Source organism: Actinomadura verrucosospora (assembly GCF_039540335.1).
Taxonomy (GTDB): domain Bacteria; phylum Actinomycetota; class Actinomycetes; order Streptosporangiales; family Streptosporangiaceae; genus Spirillospora; species Spirillospora verrucosospora.
The window spans coordinates 42,188-61,393 of record NZ_BAABEV010000041.1; the positions used below are offsets into that span (position 1 = coordinate 42,188).

Here is a 19,206-nt window from a genome sequence, read left to right on the forward strand (position 1 = left end):
GGGCGAGCACCGAGCGTTCGGACAGCAGCGCGGTCCCTGACCGGGCGCGGGCGCGGGCGCTTTTCGAGCGTCTCGCGCAGCTGCCGGAGGGCGACCCGGAGCGTCAGCGCATCCGCGACCAGCTCGTGGAGCTGCATCTGCCGCTGGTGGAGTATCTCGCCCGGCGCTTCCGCAACCGCGGGGAGTGGCTGGACGATCTGATCCAGGTCGCCACGATCGGTCTGATCAAGTCGATCGACCGGTTCGATCTGGAGCGCGGGGTGGAGTTCTCCACCTATGCCACGCCGACGATCGTCGGTGAGATCAAGCGGCACTTCCGCGACAAGGGCTGGGCGGTGCGCGTGCCGCGCCGGCTGCAGGAGCTGAAGCTGTCGCTGACGAAGGCGATCAGTGATCTCGCGCAGCGGGAGGGCCGCGCCCCGACGGTGAGCGAGCTGGCGGCGCACCTGCAGATGAGCGAGGAGGAGGTGCTGGAGGGGCTGGAGTCGGCGAACGCCTATTCCACGGTGTCCCTCGACGCGCCCGACTCCGGTGACGAGGACGCGCCCGCGGTGGCGGACTCGCTCGGCATGGTGGACGAGTCGCTGGAGGGCGTGGAGTACCGCGAGTCCCTCAAGCCGCTGCTGGAGAAGCTCCCGGCGCGCGAGAAGAAGATCCTTCTGCTGCGCTTCTTCGGGAACATGACGCAGTCGCAGATCGCGGCGGAGCTCGGCATCTCCCAGATGCACGTGTCCCGGCTGCTGGCGCGGACGCTCGCGCAGCTCCGGGACGGGCTGACCGCCGACGAGTAGCTGGTGAAGAGCCGAAAGGGCCCCGAGGACGCGTCCTCAGGGCCCTTTCGGCGTCCGTTCAGTTCTCGCCCTTCTTGACGGGCTGCTCGTTGAGGCGGTCTTTGAGGCGGCGTCCGAGGGAGCGCGGCTCCCCGGTCGGCGGGGCGCCGGCGGCCTTGGCGGGTGCGGGTTCCTTCGGCGCGTCCTCGTCGTCCTCGTCGTGGTCCTGGATGAGCCAGGCGGTGCTCGGCGGGCTGAGGACGGCGATCAGCGCGAGGACGGCGACGAGGCCCAGCGGGACGGCGATCGCGGGCCGGTCGCTCTGCCACAACGAGTAGGCGATCGGCAGGGCGAACAGCTGGGTCAGGACCGTGGGGGCGCGGCTCCACTGGGCGGCGCGCAGCAGCCCGCGGGCGCAGCCCAGCATGCCGAGGCCGCCGGCGAGGGCGAGGACGGTGACCCCGATCGCGCTGGCCGGGTCGACGGCGGCGCCGGCGGCCGTCTCGACGCCGGTGAAGACGCCGAATCCGACGGCGGCGGCACCCTCGGCGGCCTGGAGCGCGGCGGCGGCCTGCACGGTGATGGGACGCTTGGTCACACCCAGAAACCCTACTCGCCCCCTGCGGCGGGCCGCTCCCAGGGGAAACTGCGGGCGAACGCATCCGGAACGATCGATACCCTGACGCCGTGCGCGCCATGCTCATCGCCAACCCCAAGGCGACCTCCACCTCCCGGCGGGCCCGTGACATCCTCGTGCGGGCCTTCACCGGCGACCTCGACCTCGTCCTCGCGGAGACCGGCCACCGCGGCCACGCGACCGAGCTGGCCCGGCAGGCCGCCGTCGAGGGCTACGACGTCGTGGTCGCCCTCGGCGGGGACGGGACGGTGAACGAGACCGTCAACGGGCTGCTGGCGGACGGCCCGTCCCCCGATCTGCCGGCTCTGGCGGTGCTGCCGTGCGGGAGCGCGAACGTGTTCGCCCGCGCGCTCGGTCTGCCGGACGACCCGATCGGCGCGACGCGGTCCGTGCTGGAGGCGCTGCGGGCGGGCCGGCATCGGACGGTCGGGCTCGGCACGGCGTCCCATCCCGGCGCCCCGGAGCGGTATTTCACGTTCTGCGCGGGCGTGGGGCTGGACGCGGAGGTCGTGCGGGAGGTGGAGCGGCGCCGCGAGGCGGGCCTGCGCGCGGACCCTTCGCTGTATGTGCGGACGGCGATACGGCATTTCTTCTCCGGCACCGATCGACGCCACCCGTCGCTCACTTTGGAACAGCCGGGACGGCCGCCGAAATCCGGACTGTTCCTGGCGTTCATCTCCAATACGTCTCCGTGGACTTTCATGGGCCGGGTGCCGGTGAATCCGAGTCCGAAGGCGACCTTCGCGCGCGGGCTGGACGTGTTCGGGATGCGCTCCCTGGAAGTCGGCCCGACGGTGGGGGCGCTGGCCCAGATGCTGACGCCGCGAGCGCGCCCCATTCAGGGGCGGCACGTCCTCAACCTGCACGATGAGGCCGAGGTCACCGTGCGCGCGGACCGTCCCGTGGCGTTCCAGCTGGACGGCGACTACCTGGGCGAGCAGCGGACGGTCACGTTCCGTTCCGTGCCGAAGGCGATCCGCATCGTCATTTGAGACGTGCGAGCACGCATGTGAGAGCCAAGTAACACACCCGACCGATGGGTGTGACACATGCGACACCCATACTTTGAGAATCCTTTCTCAAAGGTCTTGCGTCTGCCCGCACCCTCCTGAAACGCTCAAAGTGCGCCAGCCGACAGGGGCCCCAACGCCGCCGGTCACCTGCTCGCGGCGCCGCCGAACACGCATCCCTGGACCTGGCCACAGCCACCCCGGGCGTTCGCGACATGTGAACCCGTTCACAAAGAGTGGAGCATCTCCACCACCTGACGAAGGAGTGGACCGCATGGACTGGCGCCACCGCGCAGCCTGCCGTGACGTGGACCCCGAACTCTTCTTTCCGATCGGCAACACCGGCCCCGCGATCCTGCAGATCGAGGAGGCCAAGCAGGTCTGCCGCCGCTGCGACGTGAGCGCGGCCTGCCTGCGCTGGGCGCTGGAGTCCGGCCAGGAATCCGGCGTCTGGGGCGGCATGGGCGAAGACGAACGCCGCGCTCTCCGTCGTTCTCGCCGTGCCCTTAGCGTCAGGCGCTGAGCGCCTTCCTTGCGGGCACGGCCGCGATCGCTGGCATCGCTCCGGCTCGCCTTGCGGCTCGCTGCGCGATCAGATTCTTGCTTCGCTCGAATCTGGCTTCGCACGCGATCGCACACCCTCAGGTTTCTGACGGCTGAGGTGCCGGTTGCTCCCTGTGCGCGGACCAGAGTGAATGGCCGTGATCAGGGGCGGCTGGGGCGGTGGTGGTGGTCCAGGGGGATGTCCACCACCACCTCGGTGCCGCCGCCCTTGCGGGGGCGGAAGTCCAGGTGGCCGCCCAGTTCGCCCACGATGAGGGTGCGGACGATCTGAAGGCCCAGGCTCTCGGTGCTCTCCATGTCGAAGTCGGCGGGCAGGCCGACGCCGTCGTCCGCGACGATCGTGACGAGGCGGCGGCCGGACGGGCGCTCGGGTTCGGCGCCCGGGGCGCGGGGCTCGTCCGCGCCGGGCGCCGTCCACTCGCCCCAGACCGGGACGCCGGCCGGCTCGCGGGAGACCTCCCCCTCGCCGTAGCGGTGCGCCACGACCTCCAGGGTCCCGAACCGGCTGGCCAGGCCGTGCTCCAGTGCGTTCTGCAGCAGCTCGGTGAGCGCCATCGCGAGCGGCGTCGCGACCTCGGCGGGCAGGACGCCGAAGCTGCCGGTCCGCTTGGGCGTCACCTTGGTCTCGGGGGTGGACACCTCCCCCGCCATCGTGATCACCCGGTCGGCGATGTCGTCGAAGTCGATCAGCTCGTCGGGGGTGTGCGACAGGGTCTCGTGCACGATCGCGATGGACCCGACGCGCCGGACGGCCTCGTCCAGCGCGGCCCGTCCCTCCGGGATCCGCAGCCGCCGCGCCTGGAGCCGCAGCAGCGCCGCGACCGTCTGCAGGTTGTTCTTCACCCGGTGGTGGATCTCCCGGATGGTGGCGTCCTTGGTCATCAGCTCCCGGTCGCGCCAGCGCAGCTCCGTCACGTCCCGGCACAGGACGATCGCGCCGATCCGCGTCCCGCCGACGACGAGCGGGATCGTGCGCAGCTGCATGATCGACCCGCGCGACTCGACCTCGACCTCGCGCGGCGCGCGGCCCGACAGCACGACGCTCAGCGCCTCCTCCATCGGCTCGCCGGTGTCGCACAGGTCCGCGGTGATCTTCCCGAGCGCCTCGCCGACCAGGTCCGTCGGGTAGCCGAGCCGCCGGTAGGCGGACTGGGCGTTGGGGCTGGCGTAGGTGACCTTGCCGGAGCGGTCCAGCCGCATCAGGCCGTCGCCGACGCGCGGCGAGCGGACCATGTTCGGCTCCTCGCCCGGCACCGGGAACCGGCCCTCGGAGATCATCGTGGCGAGGTCGCTGGCGCTCTGCAGGTAGGTCAGCTCCAGCCGGGACGGGGTGCGCGCCGAGCTGAGGTTGGTGCTGCGCTGGATCACCCCGAGGATCTTGGCGCCGCGGCGCACCGGGATGGACTCCTCGCGGACGGGGATGCCGCTGCCCCACTCCGGGTCGCCCTCGCGGACGATCCGGCGCTCCCGCCACGCCACGTCGATCAGCCCGCGGCGGCCCGTCCGGACGACCTTGCCGACGAGGTCCTCCGGGTAGGCGGTCGGCCCGGTCGTCGGCCGCATCTGCGCGATCGCGACCCAGCCGGGGACGGCCGCGCCGGTGTCGAGCACGCCCGGCCTGCCCCGGCCCGCGCGGGACGCCCCGTCGGCGGGCAGCGCCTCCGCCGACCGGAGCGGCACCCACAGCAGCAGGTCCGCGAACGACAGGTCGGCCAGCAGCTGCCAGTCCGAGACCAGCGCGTGGAGCCACTCCAGGTCGGTGTCGGTGAGGTCGGTGTGATCGCGGACCAAATCGGTCAAGGTAGGCACGCCACCATCATCGCCGATGGTTTTCGTTCCCGGGGCAGGTGGCCCCGCCGCCGGGGCCACCTGGCAGGATGCCCGGCATGACCGCAGGACGAGACCCCCTGGCCAGGCTCCGGGACGCGGCGGAGCGGCGCGCCGCCGCCGGGCTGCGCCGGTCGCTGCGCCCCCGCTCCCGCCTCGACGGGCTCACCGATCTGGCGTCCAACGACTACCTCGGCCTGGCCGGCGACCCGCGGCTCGTCGAGGGCGCCGTCGCCGCCGCGCGCGAGTGGGGCACCGGCTCCACCGGTTCGCGCCTCGTCACCGGGACGACGGAGCTGCACGCCGAGCTGGACCGGCGGCTCGCCGCGTTCACCGGCAGCGCCGCCGGCCTGGTGTTCTCCTCCGGCTTCCTGGCCAACCTCGGCGCCGTCACCGCGCTCGCCGGGCCCGACACGCTCGTGGTGTCCGACCAGGTCAACCACGCCTCGATCGTGGACGCGTGCCGGCTGTCGCGGTCCCGCGTCGTGATCGTCCCGCACCGGGACGCCGCCGCGGCGGAGCGGGCCCTCGCCGAGCGCGAGGAGGACCACGCCCTCGTCGTCACCGACGCGGTGTTCTCCGTGGACGGCGACCTCGCGCCGCTCGGCGCGCTGCACGCGGCCGCCCGGGCGCACGGAGCGCTGCTCGTCGTCGACGAGGCGCACGCGCTCGGCGTCGTCGGCGACGAGGGCCGGGGCGCCGTGCACGCCGCCGGCCTCGCGGGCGAACCCGACGTGGTCCTCACCCTGACGCTGTCGAAGTCCCTGGCGTCGCAGGGCGGGGCGGTGCTCGGCGCTCCCGAGGTGATCGACGCCCTGGTCGACACGGGGCGGTCGTTCATCTTCGACACCGGGCTGAACCCGCCCGCCGCGGGCGCCGCCCTCGCCGCGCTCGACGTCCTCGGATCCGACCCGGGCCTGCCCGGCCGGGCCCGCGAGCGGGCGCAGGCGATCTCAAACCTGGCGGCCGGTTCCGGCCTGGAAACGGCCAGGCCCGCGGCGGCCGTGGTCCCGGTGTTCCTGGGCGAGCCGCAGGCCGCGCTGCGGGCCGCGGGGATCTGCGCTGAGCACGGTCTCCGCGTCGGCTGCTTCCGTCCGCCGTCGGTCCCGAAGGGCCGCGCGTGCCTGCGCCTCACCGCACGTGCCACGCTGGACGAGTCGGACCTCACACGATTGCGGGCGGCCCTGGCGGAAATCGCGTCTTCTACCGGCCGTAGTCTTCACCCATAACATCGGGGAAACCGGTGATGAACGTGAGGAGACGCCGTGACGGAGGTCAGGGGCGGGCCCCGGCACGGGGGCGGATTCGAGCACGGCTTCGACCGGATCTCGCTCGGCGACCTCGGTAAGCGCCACCCGAACCAGGCGCCGCGGATCCCCAAGTACTACAAGCTCAAGGAGCTGCTGGTCGAGCTGATCCAGTCGCTCCCGGCGGGCAGCCCGCTGCCGCCCGAGCGGACGCTCGCCGAGAAGTACGAGACGTCCCGCACCACCGTCCGGCAGGCCCTCGCCGAGCTGGTCGTCGAGGGGCGCCTCCAGCGCATCCAGGGCAAGGGGACCTTCGTCGCCAAGCCGAAGGTCGCCCAGGAGCTCCAGCTCGTCAGCTACACCGAGGACATGCGGCACCACGGGCTGCGTCCCGAGACCCGCATACTGGAGGCCGGCTACGTCAGCGCCGACGAGCGCCTCGCGACCCTGCTGTGCATCCGCCCCGGCGGCCGGGTGCTGCGGATCCACCGCCTCCGGCTGGCCGACGGCGAGCCGATGTCGATCGACACGTCCCACCTCCCGGCCCGCCGCTTCCCCGGCCTGCGCCGCGAGCTGCCGCGCCACCACTCCCTGTACGAGACGCTCGCGACCGCCTACGACGTCCACCTCACCGAGGCCGAGGAGACGATCGAGACCGTCCTCGCCACCCCGCACGACGCGCAGCTGCTGGGCGTGGACGTGGGCCTGCCGATGCTGCTGCTGTCCCGCCACGCCTTCGACACGACGGGGCAGCCGGTCGAGTGGGCCCAGTCCCTGTACCGGGGCGACCGCTACAAGTTCATCACCCGGCTCAGCCGCTGACCCGCCGCGCGGGCGCGTCTCAGAGCGTCCGGCCGAGGGCCTTGATCGGCATCTGGAGCTCGGTGAGCAGCTCCAGGTCCTGCCGCGCCGGGCGGCCGAGGGTGGTGAGGTAGTTGCCGACGATGACGGCGTTGATGCCGCCGAGCATGCCCTCGCGGGTGCCGAGGTCGCCGAGGGTGAGCTCGCGGCCGCCGGCGTACCGCAGGATGGTGCGGGGCAGGGCGAGCCGGAACGCGGCGATCGTCTTCAGCGCCTCGGTGCCCTCCACCAGCGGGTAGTCGGCGAACGGCGTGCCGGGGCGCGGCGCGAGGAAGTTCAGCGGGACCTCGTCGGGCTCCAGCTCCGCGAGCTGCGCGGCGAACTCGGCGCGCTGCTCGACGCTCTCGCCCATGCCGACGATGCCGCCGCAGCACACCTCCATCCCGGCGTCCTTGACCATGCGGAGGGTGTCCCAGCGCTCCTCCCACGAATGCGTGGTGACGACGTTCGGGAAGTGGGAGCGGGCCGTCTCCAGGTTGTGGTTGTAGCGGTGGACGCCCATCGCGGCCAGCTCGTCGACCTGCTCCTGGGTGAGCATGCCGAGCGAGCACGCGATGTTGATCTCGACGGCGTCGTTGATGGCCTTGACGCCGTCGCGGACCTGCGCCATCAGCCGCTCGTCCGGTCCGCGCACGGCGGCGACGATGCAGAACTCGGTGGCGCCGGTCGCGGCGGTCTCCTTCGCCGCCTCGACCAGCTCGGGGATGTTCAGCCACACCGACCGGACGGGCGACTCGAACTTGCCGGACTGCGAGCAGAAGTGGCAGTCCTCCGGGCAGCCGCCGGTCTTCAGCGACACGATCCCCTCGACCTCGACCTCCGGCCCGCACCACCGCATCCGGACGTCGTGGGCGAGCGCGAGCAGGTCCTGGAGCCGGTCGTCCGGCAGGTTCAGCACCTCCAGCACCTGTCCCCGCGACAGGCCCTCGCCCTCGTCCAGGACCTGGCGGCGCGCGATGTCGAGGATGTCCGTCACGTGTTCTCCTTGTCGGGGCCGAAGGCGGCGCGGAAGACGGCGGGGTCGAAGCCGCCGCCGAACGAGGGGGCCAGGCCGCGGTGCGCGGCCACGAGGAACTCCGCCGGGTCCATGGCCCCGGCGCCGGCGGGCAGCGCGCCCGACAGCGGGCGTGCCGCGATGGTCTCCAGGTCGCGGATGTTGCTGCGCATGGCGAGGTCCGGCTCGTCCGGCCAGGCGCCGATCACCACCCCGGCGAGCTGCACGCCGCGGTGCGCCATCGCCTCCAGGGTGAGCGCTGTGTGGTTGAGCGTGCCGAGGTCGGGCCGGGCCACCACCACGACCGCGGCGCCGAGCCAGCGCGCGAGGTCGGCGATCGTGGTCCCCTCCTCGTCGTAGCGGACGAGGAGCCCGCCCGCCCCCTCGACCAGCACCAGCCGCCGCCCGGACGCCAGGTCCCGGACGCGTTCGGCGACGTCCGGCATCCGGACGGGCGGCATCCCGGCGCGGCGGGCCGCGGCGGCCGGGGAGAGGGGGTCGGGGAAGCGCGCGTACTCGTGCACGTCGTCGATCCCGGCGAGCCTGCGGACCTCGTCGAGGTCGCCCGGCTCCCCGCCGCCGACGCCCGTCTGGCCGGGTTTGACGACGGCGACCGACGCGCCGCGCGCGGCGGCGACCGCGGCCAGCGCCGCGGTGACGACGGTCTTCCCCACACCCGTGCAGGTCCCGGTCACAACGAGCACACTCACAGACCGGCACACTAGCGCGGGCCCGGAACCGGCCCGTCGCCGGGTGTTCCGGGAACCGGCGGAACCCGGGCGGGCCGCCGAGCGTCCAACCGTCATGGCCGGTCCGTACACACGCTCCCGCCGGGCGCCGGCACTCGCCTGCGTCGCCCTGACCGCCGGCGCCGCGCTGGCCGCCTGCGGCGACGGCTCCGGCACCGCCGAGCCCTCCTCCCCCGCGCCCTCTCCGTCCTCGTCCTCGTCCTCGCCGGGCGGCGCCCCCGCGGGCGAGACGCTCGTCCTGCGGTGGCGCAAGACCGGCGGCATCGCCGGTCTCGGCGGCCCGGGGAGCCTCCCCGACTTCTCGCTCTACTCCACGGGCCGCGCGGTCGCCTCGGCCCAGGGCGGGCCGACGGAGTACCGCCTGAAGCCCGACGCCCTGCGGCGCCTCCTCGACGGGGCCCGCGCGGCCGGCCTCGCCCGCTCCCACTTGGTCGGGCCCGGCGGCGTCGCCGACGCGATCACGATCGTGGTCGCCATGGACGGCGCGACGACCCGGATCGTCCAGCCCGAGGCCCAGTCGGGCCCGGAGGCCCGCTTCCTCCAGCGCCTCGACCCGGCCGCCTGGCCCCCGTCCGACCTGACCAGGAAGCCCGCCCCGTACAGGCCGGAGAAGACCGCCGTCCTCGCCGGGCCGACCACGGGAAGCGCCACCGTCAGGGCGTGGCCGCTGGAGCCGCTCGGCAAGGGCGTCCCGGTCGCCGGTGCGATCTGCACGGTGGCCCCGGCCGCGAAGGTTCCCGCCACGAACCCCGGCACCGCGTGGCGCAGCGGCGGCCAGGCCTACTCCGTCCGCCTGCGCCCCCTCCTCCCCGCCGAGTCGTCCTGCCAGGACGTCAAGTGATCGTTCGGACGGCGCGCCCGGACGAGTACGACCTCGTCGGCGAGCTGACGGTGGAGGTCTACGTGCGCGGCGGCCTGGTCAGCCCGGAGTCCCCGTACGTGCGCAAGCTGCGCGACGCCGCCGACCGGGCGGCGAAAGCCGAACTGCTCGTCGCCGAAGACGCCGGGCGGATCGCCGGTGCCGTCGCGTACTGCCCGCCGGGCACCCCCTACGCGGATCTGGCCGGACCGGACGAGGCCGAGTTCCGCATGCTCGCCGTTCTGGAGGACGCCCGCGGGAGGGGCGCGGGCCGGGCCATGGTGCGCGCCTGCATCGAACGGGCCCGCGCGGCCGGCCTGTCCGGCCTGCGCCTGTCGACGCAGCGCAACATGGAGTCCGCGCAGCGCATGTACGAGAAGATGGGGTTCGTCCGCACCCCCGACCACGACTGGGCCCCGGCCCCCGGCGTGGGCCTCATCACCTACGCCATGTCGTTCCGCGACGCGGATTCGCCTCCCCGTACCTCTGAAGGTGGCGATGAGCATCCCCCGCGCCGGTGATGCTGACGGAGACCGCCTACCTGTTCAAGAGCCCTGAGAACGCCCGGCGGCTCATGGCCGCCATCGGCCGGCCGGAACGCGGAGGCGGAATCGAGCGGTCTCTCGCCGAAGAGAAGCGCTAGGGGGCCTGGTCCGCGGGTTCGAGGGGGCCGTGCTGGGAGCATTCGGCCGTCCAGGCGGTCGGGGTGACCTGCACGATCAGGCGGCGGCGGCAGTCGGGGCAGTAACGGGGCGGTTCCATCCGGCGGGCGGTCCGGCAGGAAGCGTGGTCGCCCTCGGCGGGCTCGCCGCAGCGGTCGCAGTACACGGCGTCACTCTACGACGGGCGCGGAGGCGGTGCTCAGGGGGCCTGGTGGCCGCGCATGCGCGCGACCAGCCCGGTGTCGTAGGTTCCGTCGGCGAACTCGGGCCGGTCGAGCAGTTCGCGCAGGAAGGGCAGGTTCGTCGGCGGGCCCTCGATGTGGAACGCCTCCAGGGCGGCGCGGGCGCGGGCCAGGGCGTGGGCGCGGTCGTCGCCGTGGACGCAGAGCTTGGCAAGCAGCGAGTCGTAGTGGCGGGTGACGGTGGTGCCCTCGGCGTAGCCGGCGTCGATGCGGATGCCGTCGCCGACGGGCTCCTCCCACACCGTGATCTCGCCCGTCCCGGGCAGGAAGCTCCGCGGGTCCTCGGCCTGGACGCGGAACTCGACGGCGTGCCCGTGGGGGACGGTGGAGGTGAACGAGACGGGTTCGCCCGCGGCGATGCGGAACTGCTGCTCGACGAGGTCGATGCCGGTGACCATCTCGGTCACCGGGTGCTCGATCTGGAGGCGGGTGTCCATCTCCAGGAAGGTGAACTCCTGCGCGGCGGGGTCGACCAGGCATTCGACGGTGCCGGCGCCGCGGTAGCCGACGGCCTCGCCCGCGCGGACGGCGGCCGCCAGCATCCGCTCGCGCAGCGCCGGGCTGACGCCGGGAGACGGGGACTCCTCCACGACCTTCTGGTAGCGGCGCTGGACGGAGCAGTCGCGGTCGCCCAGCGCGACCACCGTGCCATCGGCGAGCCCGAGGATCTGGACCTCGACGTGCCGGGCGCCCTCGACGTACCGCTCCAGCAGGATGTCGCCCTGGCCGAAGAGCTGCTCGGCGGCGGCGCGGGTCTCCTCGAACGCCTTGCGCAGCGACGCCTCGTCGTGGACGGCGGCCAGGCCCATGCCGCCGCCGCCCGCGGCGGGCTTCACCATGACGGGGTAGCCGATGCGCTCGGCCTCCTCGGCCGCCGTCGCCGCGTCGGGCACCGGCTCCCAGACGCCGGGCGCGACGGGGACGCCCGCCTCCTTCATCAGGTTCCGGGCGTTGATCTTGTCGCCCATCCGGGCGATGGCGAGCGGCGGCGCGCCGACCCAGACCAGGCCGCGCTCGGCCACCCGCCGGGCGAACGCGGCGCTCTCGGCGAGGAACCCGTGGCCGGGGTGGACGGCCTGCGCGTTGGTCCGGTGCGCGGCCTCCAGGATCGCGGCGGCGTTGAGGTAGCTGCCGGACGGCTCGGCGGGCCCGATCAGGACGGCCTCGTCCGCCTCGGCGACGAAGGGGAGGCCCTCGTCGGCCGCGGAGTACACCGCGATCGCCTTGAGCCCCATCGCGCGGGCGGTGTGCACGATCCGCCCGGCGATCTCGCCGCGGTTGGCCACGAGCACCGACTCGAACACCTGGGGCTCCTCCTCGCGGACCGGCGGGACCCCGTGTCCCGCCCCGGCAGAGACTAGTGGGGCCGCCGGGTCCGCGACCGACGATTCCCGGGTCCGCGCCCCGTACACGCCGTGTGGCGAACGTCTCGGCGAGGGTGTCGGCGAAATCGCCGGTCTCCATTCCGGCGGGTCGGGCGGGGGCCCTGCTCATCCCCCTGATCGGCACGGTTGTGTGCACCTACCAGCCGGTGCTCGGCTCGCACATCAGGCCGGTGGTCCCGCTGTGGCTGGACGCCGGCGGCTGCGCCGACTCGACCTGGGACGTCCCCGCGGGGCCGCAGAGCGAGAAGTCCAGGACGTGGCGCTCCACGGTCTCGGGCGACGTCGTGCACGTCCGCGGGCACCTGCACCACGGCGGCGTCGCCGTGCGGACGGAGGACGCCACCACCGGGCGGCTGTTCTGCCGCAGCGAGGCCGAGGAGGGCGGCACGCCGGAGTTCGTCGACCACCACGGCATGACCGAGGTCTCGAACATGCCGTCGTGCGGCGGCTCGCCGATCGGCCGGATCGGTCTCGGCGACACCCTGCGGATCACCGCGTCCTACCGGGCGTCCGAGGAGGGCTTCACGGACGTCATGGGCATCATGCACGCCTGGGTGACCGAGGGATGATCCCGATGGACCGACTGGGCGAACCGGTGCTCGGGCTGTTCCGCGCCGTCGTGGGCCTGCTGTTCCTGTGCCACTGCGTACGCGTACTTCACCGTCCACCAGCCGCACGCGCTGCTGCCGCTGCGCAACGGCGGCGAGAGCGCGGCGATGTTCTGCTGGGCGTTCCTGCTGATCGCGGTGCTCGGACCGGGCGCCTGGGCGCTGGACGCCCTGCTGGCGGGCCGCCGCCGGGAACCGGCGGCGGCGCCGTCCGGATCCTGAGCCGGGCGCGGGAAAGGGGGTCCGGCGAGAGCCGGGCCCCCTTCACGTCAGCCCGAGACGAGCGTTCGGGCGACCGCGTCCGGGACCTCCGCGTAGGACGCGAACCGCATGGTGAACACCCCGCGGCCCGACGTCATGCCGCGCAGGTGCCCGACGTAGCCGAACATCTCCGACAGCGGGACGAGGGCGTGCACGATCCGGGCGCCGGCGCGCTCGCCGGTCCCCTCGATCCGCCCGCGGCGGGCGTTCAGGTCGCCGATCACCGGGCCCAGGTGCTCCTCGGGGGCGGTGACCTCGACGGTCATCACCGGTTCGAGCAGCACGGGCGACGCGCGCCGGACCGCCTCCCCGAACGCCAGCGAACCGGCGATCTTGAAGGCGAGCTCGGACGAGTCGACGGGATGGAAGTCGCCGTCCAGCAGCGTGACCCGCACGCCCGTCATCTCGTACCCGGCGAGGACGCCGAAGCGCATCGCCTCCTGGCAGCCCGCGTCCACCGAGGGGACGAACTCCTTCGGGATCCGCCCGCCGGTGACCCGGTTGACGAACTCGTACCCGTCCTCGATCGGCTCGACGGCGATCTGCACCTTCGCGTACTGTCCCTTGCCTCCCGTCTGCTTGCGGTGGGTCAGGTCGACCCGGTCCACGGCCCTGCGGATCGTCTCGCGGTAGGCCACGCGCGGCCGGCCGACGTTGGCCTCGACGTGGAAATCCTCCCGCATGCGGTCGATGAGGATCTCCAGGTGGAGCTCGCCCATGCCGCCGATGACGGTCTGCCCCTCCTCGTCGTGGACCTGGAACGACGGGTCCTCCTCCGAGAGCCGCTGGATCGCGGCGCCCAGCTTCTCCCGGTCGGCCTTGGACCGCGGCTCGATCGCGACCTCGATGACCGGCGCCGGGAAGTCCATGGACTCCAGGACCACCGGGCGCGCCTCGTCGCAGAGCGTCTCGCCGGTGGTGGTCTGCTTGAGCCCCATCACCGCGACGATGTCGCCCGCGCCCGCCGAGGCGATCTCCTCGCGCACGTCGGCGTGCATGCGGTAGAGCTTGCCGATCCGCTCCTTGCGCGCCTTGACGCTGTTGAGGACGCTCGCGCCCGCCGTCAGCCGCCCGGTGTAGATCCGAACGAAGGTCAGCCGCCCCAGGTACCGGTCACTCACGATCTTGAACGCGAGCGCGGAGAGCGGGGTCCGCTCCAGGGCGTCCCCGACCTCCGGCGGCGCGACGTCGAGCGGCGACGGCAGGTACCGCACCACCGCGTCCAGCAGGGGCTCGACGCCCTTGTTGCGGAACGCGCTGCCGCACAGCACCGGGGTCGCCTCGGAGGCGACCGTGAGCCGGCGGATCGCCGCGTGCAGCTGCTCCGGCGACGGCTCCGCACCGCCCACGTACAGCTCCATGAGCCGCTCGTCGCGCTCGGCGACCGTCTCGACGAGCCTGCCGCGCCATCGGCGGACGTCCTCGGCCATGCCGGACGGGACGTCCACGACGGCGTGCCGGCCCTCCGGCCAGACGTGCGCCCGCCCGGAGACGAGGTCGACGACGCCCGCGAATTCGGACTCCGCGCCGATCGGCAGCTGCACGACCAGCGGGACGGCGCCCAGCCGCTCGCCGATCATGTCGGCGCAGCGGAGGAAGTCGGCCCCGGCGCGGTCGAGCTTGTTGACGAAGCAGATCCGCGGCACGCCGTAGCGGTCGGCCTGGCGCCACACCGTCTCCGACTGCGGCTCGACGCCCGCCACGCCGTCGAACACGGCCACGGCGCCGTCGAGGACGCGCAGGCACCGTTCGACCTCGATCGTGAAGTCGACGTGGCCCGGCGTGTCGATCAGGTTGATCGTATGCTCGGCGCCGCCGGCGGCGTCCTCGACGGTCCAGCGGCAGGTCGTCGCCGCCGAGGTGATGGTAATGCCCCGGACGCGCTCCTGCTTGGTGTAGTCCAGCGCCGTGTTGCCGTCGTGGACCTCGCCGATCCGGTTCGACACACCGGTGGTGAACAGGATCCGCTCGGCGGTCGTCGTCTTGCCGGCGTCGATGTGCGCCATGATCCCGATGTTGCGAACCTTGGTCAGAGCGAAGGCTGTGGTTGTTGTCATCGGGAATCCTCCTGGTTCTCTCTGATGACGACCGCCGCCGGACAAGATCGTGCCGTGCGGCAGGCCGACCGTAACGGCGGAGGGAGGACCGGCGCGACGGGTTTTCCGGCTAGGACGCGATCTCGCCGAGGGTCTCGATGACGCTGCGCAGGTGCGCGCGGGCGGCCTGCTCGGCGGCGGCCGGGTCGTGGGCGGCGATCGCGTCGATGATGGCGAGGTGCTGCGGGAGGGAGACCTGGGGGCGTCCCGGGTGCATGGCCAGCTTGAACTGGTGCCGGACGTTCTGGGCGCGCAGGCGCTCCAGGACGCCCGAGGCGGTCCGCTGCCCGCTGATCTCGCGGACGCGGCCGTGGAGGCGCTCGTTCAGCCGGGAGTAGCCGAGCACGTCCCCGGACGCGACGGCGGCGCGCATCTCCTCGCCGATCGTCCGCAGCTCGGAGACCTCGGCGGGGGCCGCGCGCTCGGCGGCCTTCGCCGCGCACAGCCCCTCGATCACCATCCGGACCTCGGAGATCTCGACGGCCTCCGCCACCGAGACGGCGCGCACCCGGGCGCCGCGGTTCTGGACGCGCTCGACCAGCCCCTCGCCCGCGAGCACGGCGAGCGCCGCGCGGACCCCGGCGCGGCTCGCCGCGAACTGCTCCGACAGGTCCGCCTCGACCAGCCGCTGGTTCGGCACGAACTCGCCGCCGAGGATCGCCTCGCGGATCGCCGCCGTCACGTCGCTCACGGAGTCTCCGGGATTGTCGCCAATTTTGGTGTGATCTAGGGTAGCGGTTCGCGGGACATCCCGGCCGCGGAGGAGGACGCATGACGGTGATCGCCGTACTGGGGCTCGGTGAGGCGGGCGGCGCGATCGCGCGCGACCTCGTGGCGGCGGGGGCGGTGGTGCGGGGGTACGACCCGGCCGTCGCCGCGTCCGGCGGGATCGTCCAGGCCCGGAGCGAGGCCGACGCCGCCGCCGGGGCCGATCTGGTGCTGAGCGTCAACAGCGCGCACGACGCGGTCGCGGCGCTCCGGGCGGGGGTCGGCGCCGCCCGTGGCGCCGTGTGGGCCGACCTGAACACCGGCTCGCCCGGGTTGAAGCGGGAGCTGGACGCGCTCGCGCGGCGGGCCGGCGCCCGGTTCGCCGATGTCGCGATCATGGCTCCGGTGCCGGGCCGCGGGCTCGGCACGCCGATGCTGGCCTGCGCGGAGGGGGCCCGGGCGGTCGCCGCGGCCCTCACCCCGCTCGGCGCCGCGGTCGAGGTGATGGACGCGGAGGCGGGCGCGGCGGCCGGGCGCAAGCTGCTGCGCAGCGTGTTCTTCAAGGGGCTGGCCGGGTCGGTGGTCGAGGCGCTGGAGGCGGCGCGGGCGGCCGGCTGCGAGGACTGGCTGCGCGAGGACATCGTCGCGGAGCTGGCGACGGCCGGGGAGCACACCGTGGACCGGCTCGTCGCCGGGACGTACCGGCACGCCGACCGCCGCGCCGCCGAGATGGAGGCCGCGGCGGCCATGCTGGACGAGCTGGGCGTCCCCCCGGCGATGGCCGCCGGGAGCCGCGACCTGCTGAGGCGGCTGTCCGCCCGCGGCGCGCGCTAGGCGCGGCCGTCGCGCAGGTCGTCGAGCAGCAGGCGGCTGAGCCGCAGCAGCTCCTTGTGCGGGTCCCACAGACCGGGGGCGTCGGTCCGCGGGCCGAGGTGGGGGCGCTCCATCTCGTCCTGCATCTTCTCGGCCTCCGCGAGCGCCGCGCCGTCCGGCACGTCGGGCAGTTCCCGGACGAGGCCGCCGAGGGTGCGGAGCACCTCCGCGTACCCGCGCAGGAAGTCCTCTCCCGGCACCACCGCCTCGTCGGCGTCCGCGAGCCGGCGCAGCGTCGCCGCGATCGACCGGCTGTAGGCCGTCGCGTGGTCGAGCATCGTCGTCAGCCGCGGCGCCGGCCACTGCCCGGGGACGTCCCGCCAGCGCAGCCGGTAGCCGCGCAGCTTCGCGCGGGGATTGGCGCGCAGGCTGGCCTCCCCCTGCTCGACCGCGTACCGCGCCTGCTCCTGGACGCTCACCAGCCGGGACTCGCGCTCCTGCCACAGCGAGCTCCACTCGGCGGGCTCGACGACGTCGTCGGCGAGCGTCCCGAGCGCGTCGGCCAGGGTCTCGCGCATCTCCCGGACCGCGTACTCGCCGCGCCGCAGGTACAGCGGCGGGAAGACGGCCGCGTTCACGCCGAGCCCGACCACGAGCCCGACCGCGACGTCGGCCAGGCGCGGCAGCGTGTAGCCGACGACCCCGTGCCCGCCCAGCAGCAGCGCGAACACCGCCGTGAACGGGACCTGGGACGCCTGCGCGCCGAGCCGCCGCCATCCCGACGCCATCAGGGCGAGGACGACGACGATGGCGATGCCGGCGACGTTCGGGCCGACGAGCAGCCCGACGGGGATCGCGAGCGCCGCGCCGATCACGAATCCGCCCCCGTAGGCCAGGCTCTCCCGCACGGAACGCACGACCGTCGGGTACACCCCGAGCAGCGCGGCCAGGGGGGCGAAGTACGGCTGCGGTTCGCCGAACACGTACTTCGCGACCAGCCATGCCGTGACCGCCGCCAGGACGGCCTTGAGCGTCAGCTTCGCGCGCTCGTCCCAGTAACGGCGTCCCGCAAAAGGCATCAAATGCCGTCGAATCCTCCCAAAAATCACCGCTTCGCGGTTCCCTCCCACCGCGCTTCGAATCATGGCCGGGCGCGCGGGGAGGCTCGGGCGGGGCCCGTCCCGGGCGGTCCCGGTGAGCGAGACCACAGGGGGGTGATGTATGACACAAGACCGGTTTGCGGAAAGATGCCGGACGAGTGAGCGGAGGGAGGGGGTCACGTGGCGGGCAGGCGCGCGACACCGACCGGCAGGTACGGCGGCCGGTCCGCGGCCGAGCGGCGCGCCGAGCGGCGCCGCCGGTTCCTGGACGCCGGGCTGGAGATGTTCGGCCGCGGCCCCGGCTACCGCGGCACCACGGTCGCGGCGCTCAGCGAGGCGGCCGGGCTGTCCACCCGCCAGTTCTACGAGGAGTTCAGCACGCTGGAGGACCTCCTCGCCGAACTGCACCTGGAGGTCAACGACGCGGCCGAGCGGGACGTCCTGGCCGCGCTGCCGTCCGTCGCGGGCCTCGGGCTCGCCGAGCGCACGGCGCACCTGTTCCGCGCCTACGCCGCAAGCATCACCGCCGACCGGGCCCGCATCCGCATCGCGTTCGTCGAGATCATCGGCGTCAGCCCCCGGCTCGACCGCCAGCGCCTCACCCGCCGCGCCCGCTGGGTCCAGTTCATCTGCGCCGAGGCCGCCGCCGCGGCCGAGCGCGGCGAGATCACCGACCGCGACTACCGGATCGCCGCGACGGCGTTCATCGGCAGCATCAACGGCCTCCTGCACGACTGGACCGCCGGCTGGGTCGAGGCCACCCTCGACGAGGTCATCGACGAGCTCGTCCTGATGCTCCTCGGCCGCCTGCACCTCCAGGACGCCCTGCCCGCGCCCGGATCGGCCTCCCTCGACCCCGGGCCGCCCGACCGGTGACCGGTCGGCCGGGCCGTCAGGGGCGTGCGCGCTCGGCCCGGACGTCCGTCGTGGGGGTGACCAGGCCCAGGCGGGCCCCGGTCGGGTCGGTGACCACGGAGAACCGGCCGGGTTTGAGGTCGGTGGGCGGGATGCGGACGTGGGCGCCGAGCTCGGAGGCCAGGGCCGCGGACTCGTCGCAGTCGGAGACCCAGAAGAACGGCGTCCAGTGCGAGGGGTGGCCGGGCGGCCAGTGCTCGTCCATGGAGACCATGCCGGCCACCGCCCAGTCGCCGACCTTCCAGTGGGTGTAGACGGAGTCGTAGTAGTCCCGGTCGACGGCCCTCCAGCCGAAGACCTCGCCGTAGAAGCGGCGGGCGCGCTCGATGTCGCGGGCGGCGAGCTCCACCCAGACCATCGCGGACGGCTCGTCGACGACGCCCGCGCCCTTGAGGTCGTAGGGGTACCAGAGCCCGAAGTCGGCGCCCTCCGGATCGGAGCACAGGGCCATCCGCCCCAGGTTGGCGATGTCGGTGGGCTCCACCGTCTCCAGACCGCCCGCCCCGCGCACGGCGGCGAGCGTGGCCGGGATGTCGTCGGTCCGGAAGTAGCACGTCCAGGAGGCGGTCTCCGAGTCGTCGGCGAGCGCCTGCATCCCGGCGACCTCGGGCCCCTGGACGCCGCCCAGCGTGAACATCTCGTAGTCGCCGAGGTCGCCCACGGTCAGCGTGTAGGAGTACCAGCCGAACAGCTCGCGGTAGAACCGCTTGGACCCCTCCGGGTCCGGGCTCGCGAGTTCGGCCCACGACGCGTGGCCGGGGGGGAACGCGGTCACCTCGGGCATCGGATCACCTCCGGCATCGGATCACCTCCGGCATCGCCGCGCCCTGGCGGCACGCCCTGCGGCGCGCGTTCCTCCAGGCTAGGGACGCCCGCGCAATCCCCGCCGACACGAATC

21 protein-coding genes are annotated in these 19,206 nt (G+C 73.7%); 11 read left to right on the forward strand and 10 right to left on the reverse strand.

Annotation, left to right across the window (positions count from 1 at the left end; genetic code table 11):
• Nucleotides 1-80: 80 nt before the first annotated feature.
• The gene (locus ABD944_RS32735; RefSeq protein ID WP_345183373.1) at nt 81-791 is read left to right on the forward strand and encodes an RNA polymerase sigma factor SigF; all 711 of its coding nucleotides are present in this window, start codon (nt 81-83) and stop codon (nt 789-791) included.
• A 58-nt stretch (nt 792-849) separates the two neighbouring features.
• On the opposite strand, the gene ABD944_RS32740 is transcribed toward ABD944_RS32735, so the two are convergent.
• Nucleotides 850-1,368 carry a hypothetical protein gene (locus tag ABD944_RS32740; protein ID WP_345183300.1) on the reverse strand — a complete coding sequence of 173 codons (519 nt, stop codon included), beginning with the start codon at nt 1,366-1,368 and terminating at the stop codon, nt 850-852.
• 89 nt (nt 1,369-1,457) lie between these two features.
• On the opposite strand from ABD944_RS32740, the gene ABD944_RS32745 reads away from it, so the two are divergent.
• A complete protein-coding gene (locus ABD944_RS32745) occupies nt 1,458-2,399 on the forward strand; it encodes a diacylglycerol/lipid kinase family protein (protein ID WP_345183302.1) in 942 nt (313 codons plus the stop codon).
• Between the two features lie 292 nt (nt 2,400-2,691).
• Nucleotides 2,692-2,940 (forward strand): WhiB family transcriptional regulator, encoded by a 249-nt coding sequence (locus ABD944_RS32750; RefSeq protein WP_345183304.1) that lies wholly within the window; start codon nt 2,692-2,694, stop codon nt 2,938-2,940.
• Nucleotides 2,941-3,122: 182 nt separating this feature from the next.
• On the opposite strand, the gene ABD944_RS32755 is transcribed toward ABD944_RS32750, so the two are convergent.
• Nucleotides 3,123-4,790, reverse strand: coding sequence for a sensor histidine kinase (locus ABD944_RS32755; protein WP_345183305.1), 1,668 nt, complete (start codon nt 4,788-4,790; stop codon nt 3,123-3,125).
• 68 nt (nt 4,791-4,858) lie between these two features.
• On the opposite strand from ABD944_RS32755, the gene ABD944_RS32760 reads away from it, so the two are divergent.
• Complete coding sequence (locus tag ABD944_RS32760; RefSeq protein WP_378188526.1) at nt 4,859-6,037, forward strand: 8-amino-7-oxononanoate synthase; 1,179 nt, start codon at nt 4,859-4,861, stop codon at nt 6,035-6,037.
• Nucleotides 6,038-6,133: 96 nt separating this feature from the next.
• Nucleotides 6,134-6,877 carry a GntR family transcriptional regulator gene (locus tag ABD944_RS32765; protein WP_345183375.1) on the forward strand — a complete coding sequence of 248 codons (744 nt, stop codon included), beginning with the start codon at nt 6,134-6,136 and terminating at the stop codon, nt 6,875-6,877.
• Nucleotides 6,878-6,896: 19 nt separating this feature from the next.
• Here ABD944_RS32765 and bioB read toward each other — a convergent pair whose 3' ends face one another.
• Together bioB and bioD are read right to left on the reverse strand one after the other, a co-directional pair.
• Nucleotides 6,897-7,892 carry a biotin synthase BioB gene (gene bioB, locus ABD944_RS32770; protein ID WP_345183309.1) on the reverse strand — a complete coding sequence of 332 codons (996 nt, stop codon included), beginning with the start codon at nt 7,890-7,892 and terminating at the stop codon, nt 6,897-6,899.
• Complete coding sequence (bioD, locus tag ABD944_RS32775; RefSeq protein WP_345183311.1) at nt 7,889-8,620, reverse strand: dethiobiotin synthase; 732 nt, start codon at nt 8,618-8,620, stop codon at nt 7,889-7,891. Before bioD ends, bioB begins: the two co-directional genes overlap by 4 nt.
• Nucleotides 8,621-8,714: 94 nt before the next feature.
• Here bioD and ABD944_RS32780 point away from each other — a divergent pair, with 94 nt between their 5' ends.
• The 3 genes from ABD944_RS32780 to ABD944_RS32790 are packed head-to-tail and all read left to right on the forward strand — an operon-like array spanning nt 8,715 to nt 10,161.
• Nucleotides 8,715-9,500, forward strand: coding sequence for a hypothetical protein (locus ABD944_RS32780; protein WP_345183313.1), 786 nt, complete (start codon nt 8,715-8,717; stop codon nt 9,498-9,500).
• The gene (locus tag ABD944_RS32785) at nt 9,497-10,039 is read left to right on the forward strand and encodes a GNAT family N-acetyltransferase (protein ID WP_345183316.1); all 543 of its coding nucleotides are present in this window, start codon (nt 9,497-9,499) and stop codon (nt 10,037-10,039) included. The genes ABD944_RS32780 and ABD944_RS32785 overlap by 4 nt, the downstream gene beginning before the upstream one ends.
• Nucleotides 10,039-10,161, forward strand: coding sequence for a type II toxin-antitoxin system Phd/YefM family antitoxin (locus ABD944_RS32790; protein WP_345183318.1), 123 nt, complete (start codon nt 10,039-10,041; stop codon nt 10,159-10,161). Before ABD944_RS32785 ends, ABD944_RS32790 begins: the two co-directional genes overlap by 1 nt.
• On the opposite strand, the gene bsaP is transcribed toward ABD944_RS32790, so the two are convergent.
• Together bsaP and ABD944_RS32800 are read right to left on the reverse strand one after the other, a co-directional pair.
• Nucleotides 10,158-10,346: a biotin synthase auxiliary protein BsaP gene (gene bsaP / locus ABD944_RS32795; protein WP_345183320.1), complete on the reverse strand. Its 189-nt coding sequence runs from the start codon at nt 10,344-10,346 to the stop codon at nt 10,158-10,160. The genes ABD944_RS32790 and bsaP overlap by 4 nt on opposite strands.
• A 33-nt stretch (nt 10,347-10,379) precedes the next feature.
• A complete protein-coding gene (locus ABD944_RS32800) occupies nt 10,380-11,726 on the reverse strand; it encodes an acetyl-CoA carboxylase biotin carboxylase subunit (protein ID WP_345183322.1) in 1,347 nt (448 codons plus the stop codon).
• Between the two features lie 134 nt (nt 11,727-11,860).
• Between ABD944_RS32800 and ABD944_RS32805 the strand changes: the two genes are divergently transcribed.
• A complete protein-coding gene (locus ABD944_RS32805) occupies nt 11,861-12,376 on the forward strand; it encodes a hypothetical protein (protein ID WP_345183324.1) in 516 nt (171 codons plus the stop codon).
• Nucleotides 12,377-12,684: 308 nt separating this feature from the next.
• Here ABD944_RS32805 and fusA read toward each other — a convergent pair whose 3' ends face one another.
• Nucleotides 12,685-14,733 carry an elongation factor G gene (fusA, locus tag ABD944_RS32810; RefSeq protein WP_345183326.1) on the reverse strand — a complete coding sequence of 683 codons (2,049 nt, stop codon included), beginning with the start codon at nt 14,731-14,733 and terminating at the stop codon, nt 12,685-12,687.
• 109 nt (nt 14,734-14,842) lie between these two features.
• Nucleotides 14,843-15,463, reverse strand: coding sequence for a GntR family transcriptional regulator (locus ABD944_RS32815; RefSeq protein WP_345183328.1), 621 nt, complete (start codon nt 15,461-15,463; stop codon nt 14,843-14,845).
• An 80-nt stretch (nt 15,464-15,543) separates the two neighbouring features.
• Between ABD944_RS32815 and ABD944_RS32820 the strand changes: the two genes are divergently transcribed.
• On the forward strand, nt 15,544-16,314 hold the full coding sequence (locus tag ABD944_RS32820; protein WP_345183330.1) for a DUF1932 domain-containing protein: 771 nt from the start codon (nt 15,544-15,546) through the stop codon (nt 16,312-16,314).
• On the opposite strand, the gene ABD944_RS32825 is transcribed toward ABD944_RS32820, so the two are convergent.
• Complete coding sequence (locus ABD944_RS32825) at nt 16,311-17,372, reverse strand: FUSC family protein (RefSeq protein WP_345183332.1); 1,062 nt, start codon at nt 17,370-17,372, stop codon at nt 16,311-16,313. The genes ABD944_RS32820 and ABD944_RS32825 overlap by 4 nt on opposite strands.
• 201 nt (nt 17,373-17,573) lie before the next feature.
• Here ABD944_RS32825 and ABD944_RS32830 point away from each other — a divergent pair, with 201 nt between their 5' ends.
• Complete coding sequence (locus tag ABD944_RS32830; protein ID WP_345183334.1) at nt 17,574-18,269, forward strand: TetR/AcrR family transcriptional regulator; 696 nt, start codon at nt 17,574-17,576, stop codon at nt 18,267-18,269.
• 16 nt (nt 18,270-18,285) lie between these two features.
• On the opposite strand, the gene ABD944_RS32835 is transcribed toward ABD944_RS32830, so the two are convergent.
• Nucleotides 18,286-19,092, reverse strand: coding sequence for a VOC family protein (locus ABD944_RS32835; protein ID WP_345183336.1), 807 nt, complete (start codon nt 19,090-19,092; stop codon nt 18,286-18,288).
• Nucleotides 19,093-19,206: the final 114 nt, after the last annotated feature.

What these genes read in the sequence shown, in the direction of transcription:
- ABD944_RS32780 (WP_345183313.1), top strand. Translation starts at nt 8,715, where the DNA reads ATGGCCGGTCCGTACACACGCTCCCGCCGGGCGCCGGCACTCGCCTGC.
- ABD944_RS32820 (WP_345183330.1), top strand. Translation starts at nt 15,544, where the DNA reads ATGACGGTGATCGCCGTACTGGGGCTCGGTGAGGCGGGCGGCGCGATC.
- ABD944_RS32835 (WP_345183336.1), bottom strand. Translation starts at nt 19,092, where the DNA reads ATGCCCGAGGTGACCGCGTTCCCCCCCGGCCACGCGTCGTGGGCCGAA.
- ABD944_RS32760 (WP_378188526.1), top strand. Translation starts at nt 4,859, where the DNA reads ATGCCCGGCATGACCGCAGGACGAGACCCCCTGGCCAGGCTCCGGGAC.
- ABD944_RS32750 (WP_345183304.1), top strand. Translation starts at nt 2,692, where the DNA reads ATGGACTGGCGCCACCGCGCAGCCTGCCGTGACGTGGACCCCGAACTC.
- ABD944_RS32825 (WP_345183332.1), bottom strand. Translation starts at nt 17,372, where the DNA reads ATGCCTTTTGCGGGACGCCGTTACTGGGACGAGCGCGCGAAGCTGACG.
- ABD944_RS32790 (WP_345183318.1), top strand. Translation starts at nt 10,039, where the DNA reads ATGCTGACGGAGACCGCCTACCTGTTCAAGAGCCCTGAGAACGCCCGG.
- fusA (WP_345183326.1), bottom strand. Translation starts at nt 14,733, where the DNA reads ATGACAACAACCACAGCCTTCGCTCTGACCAAGGTTCGCAACATCGGG.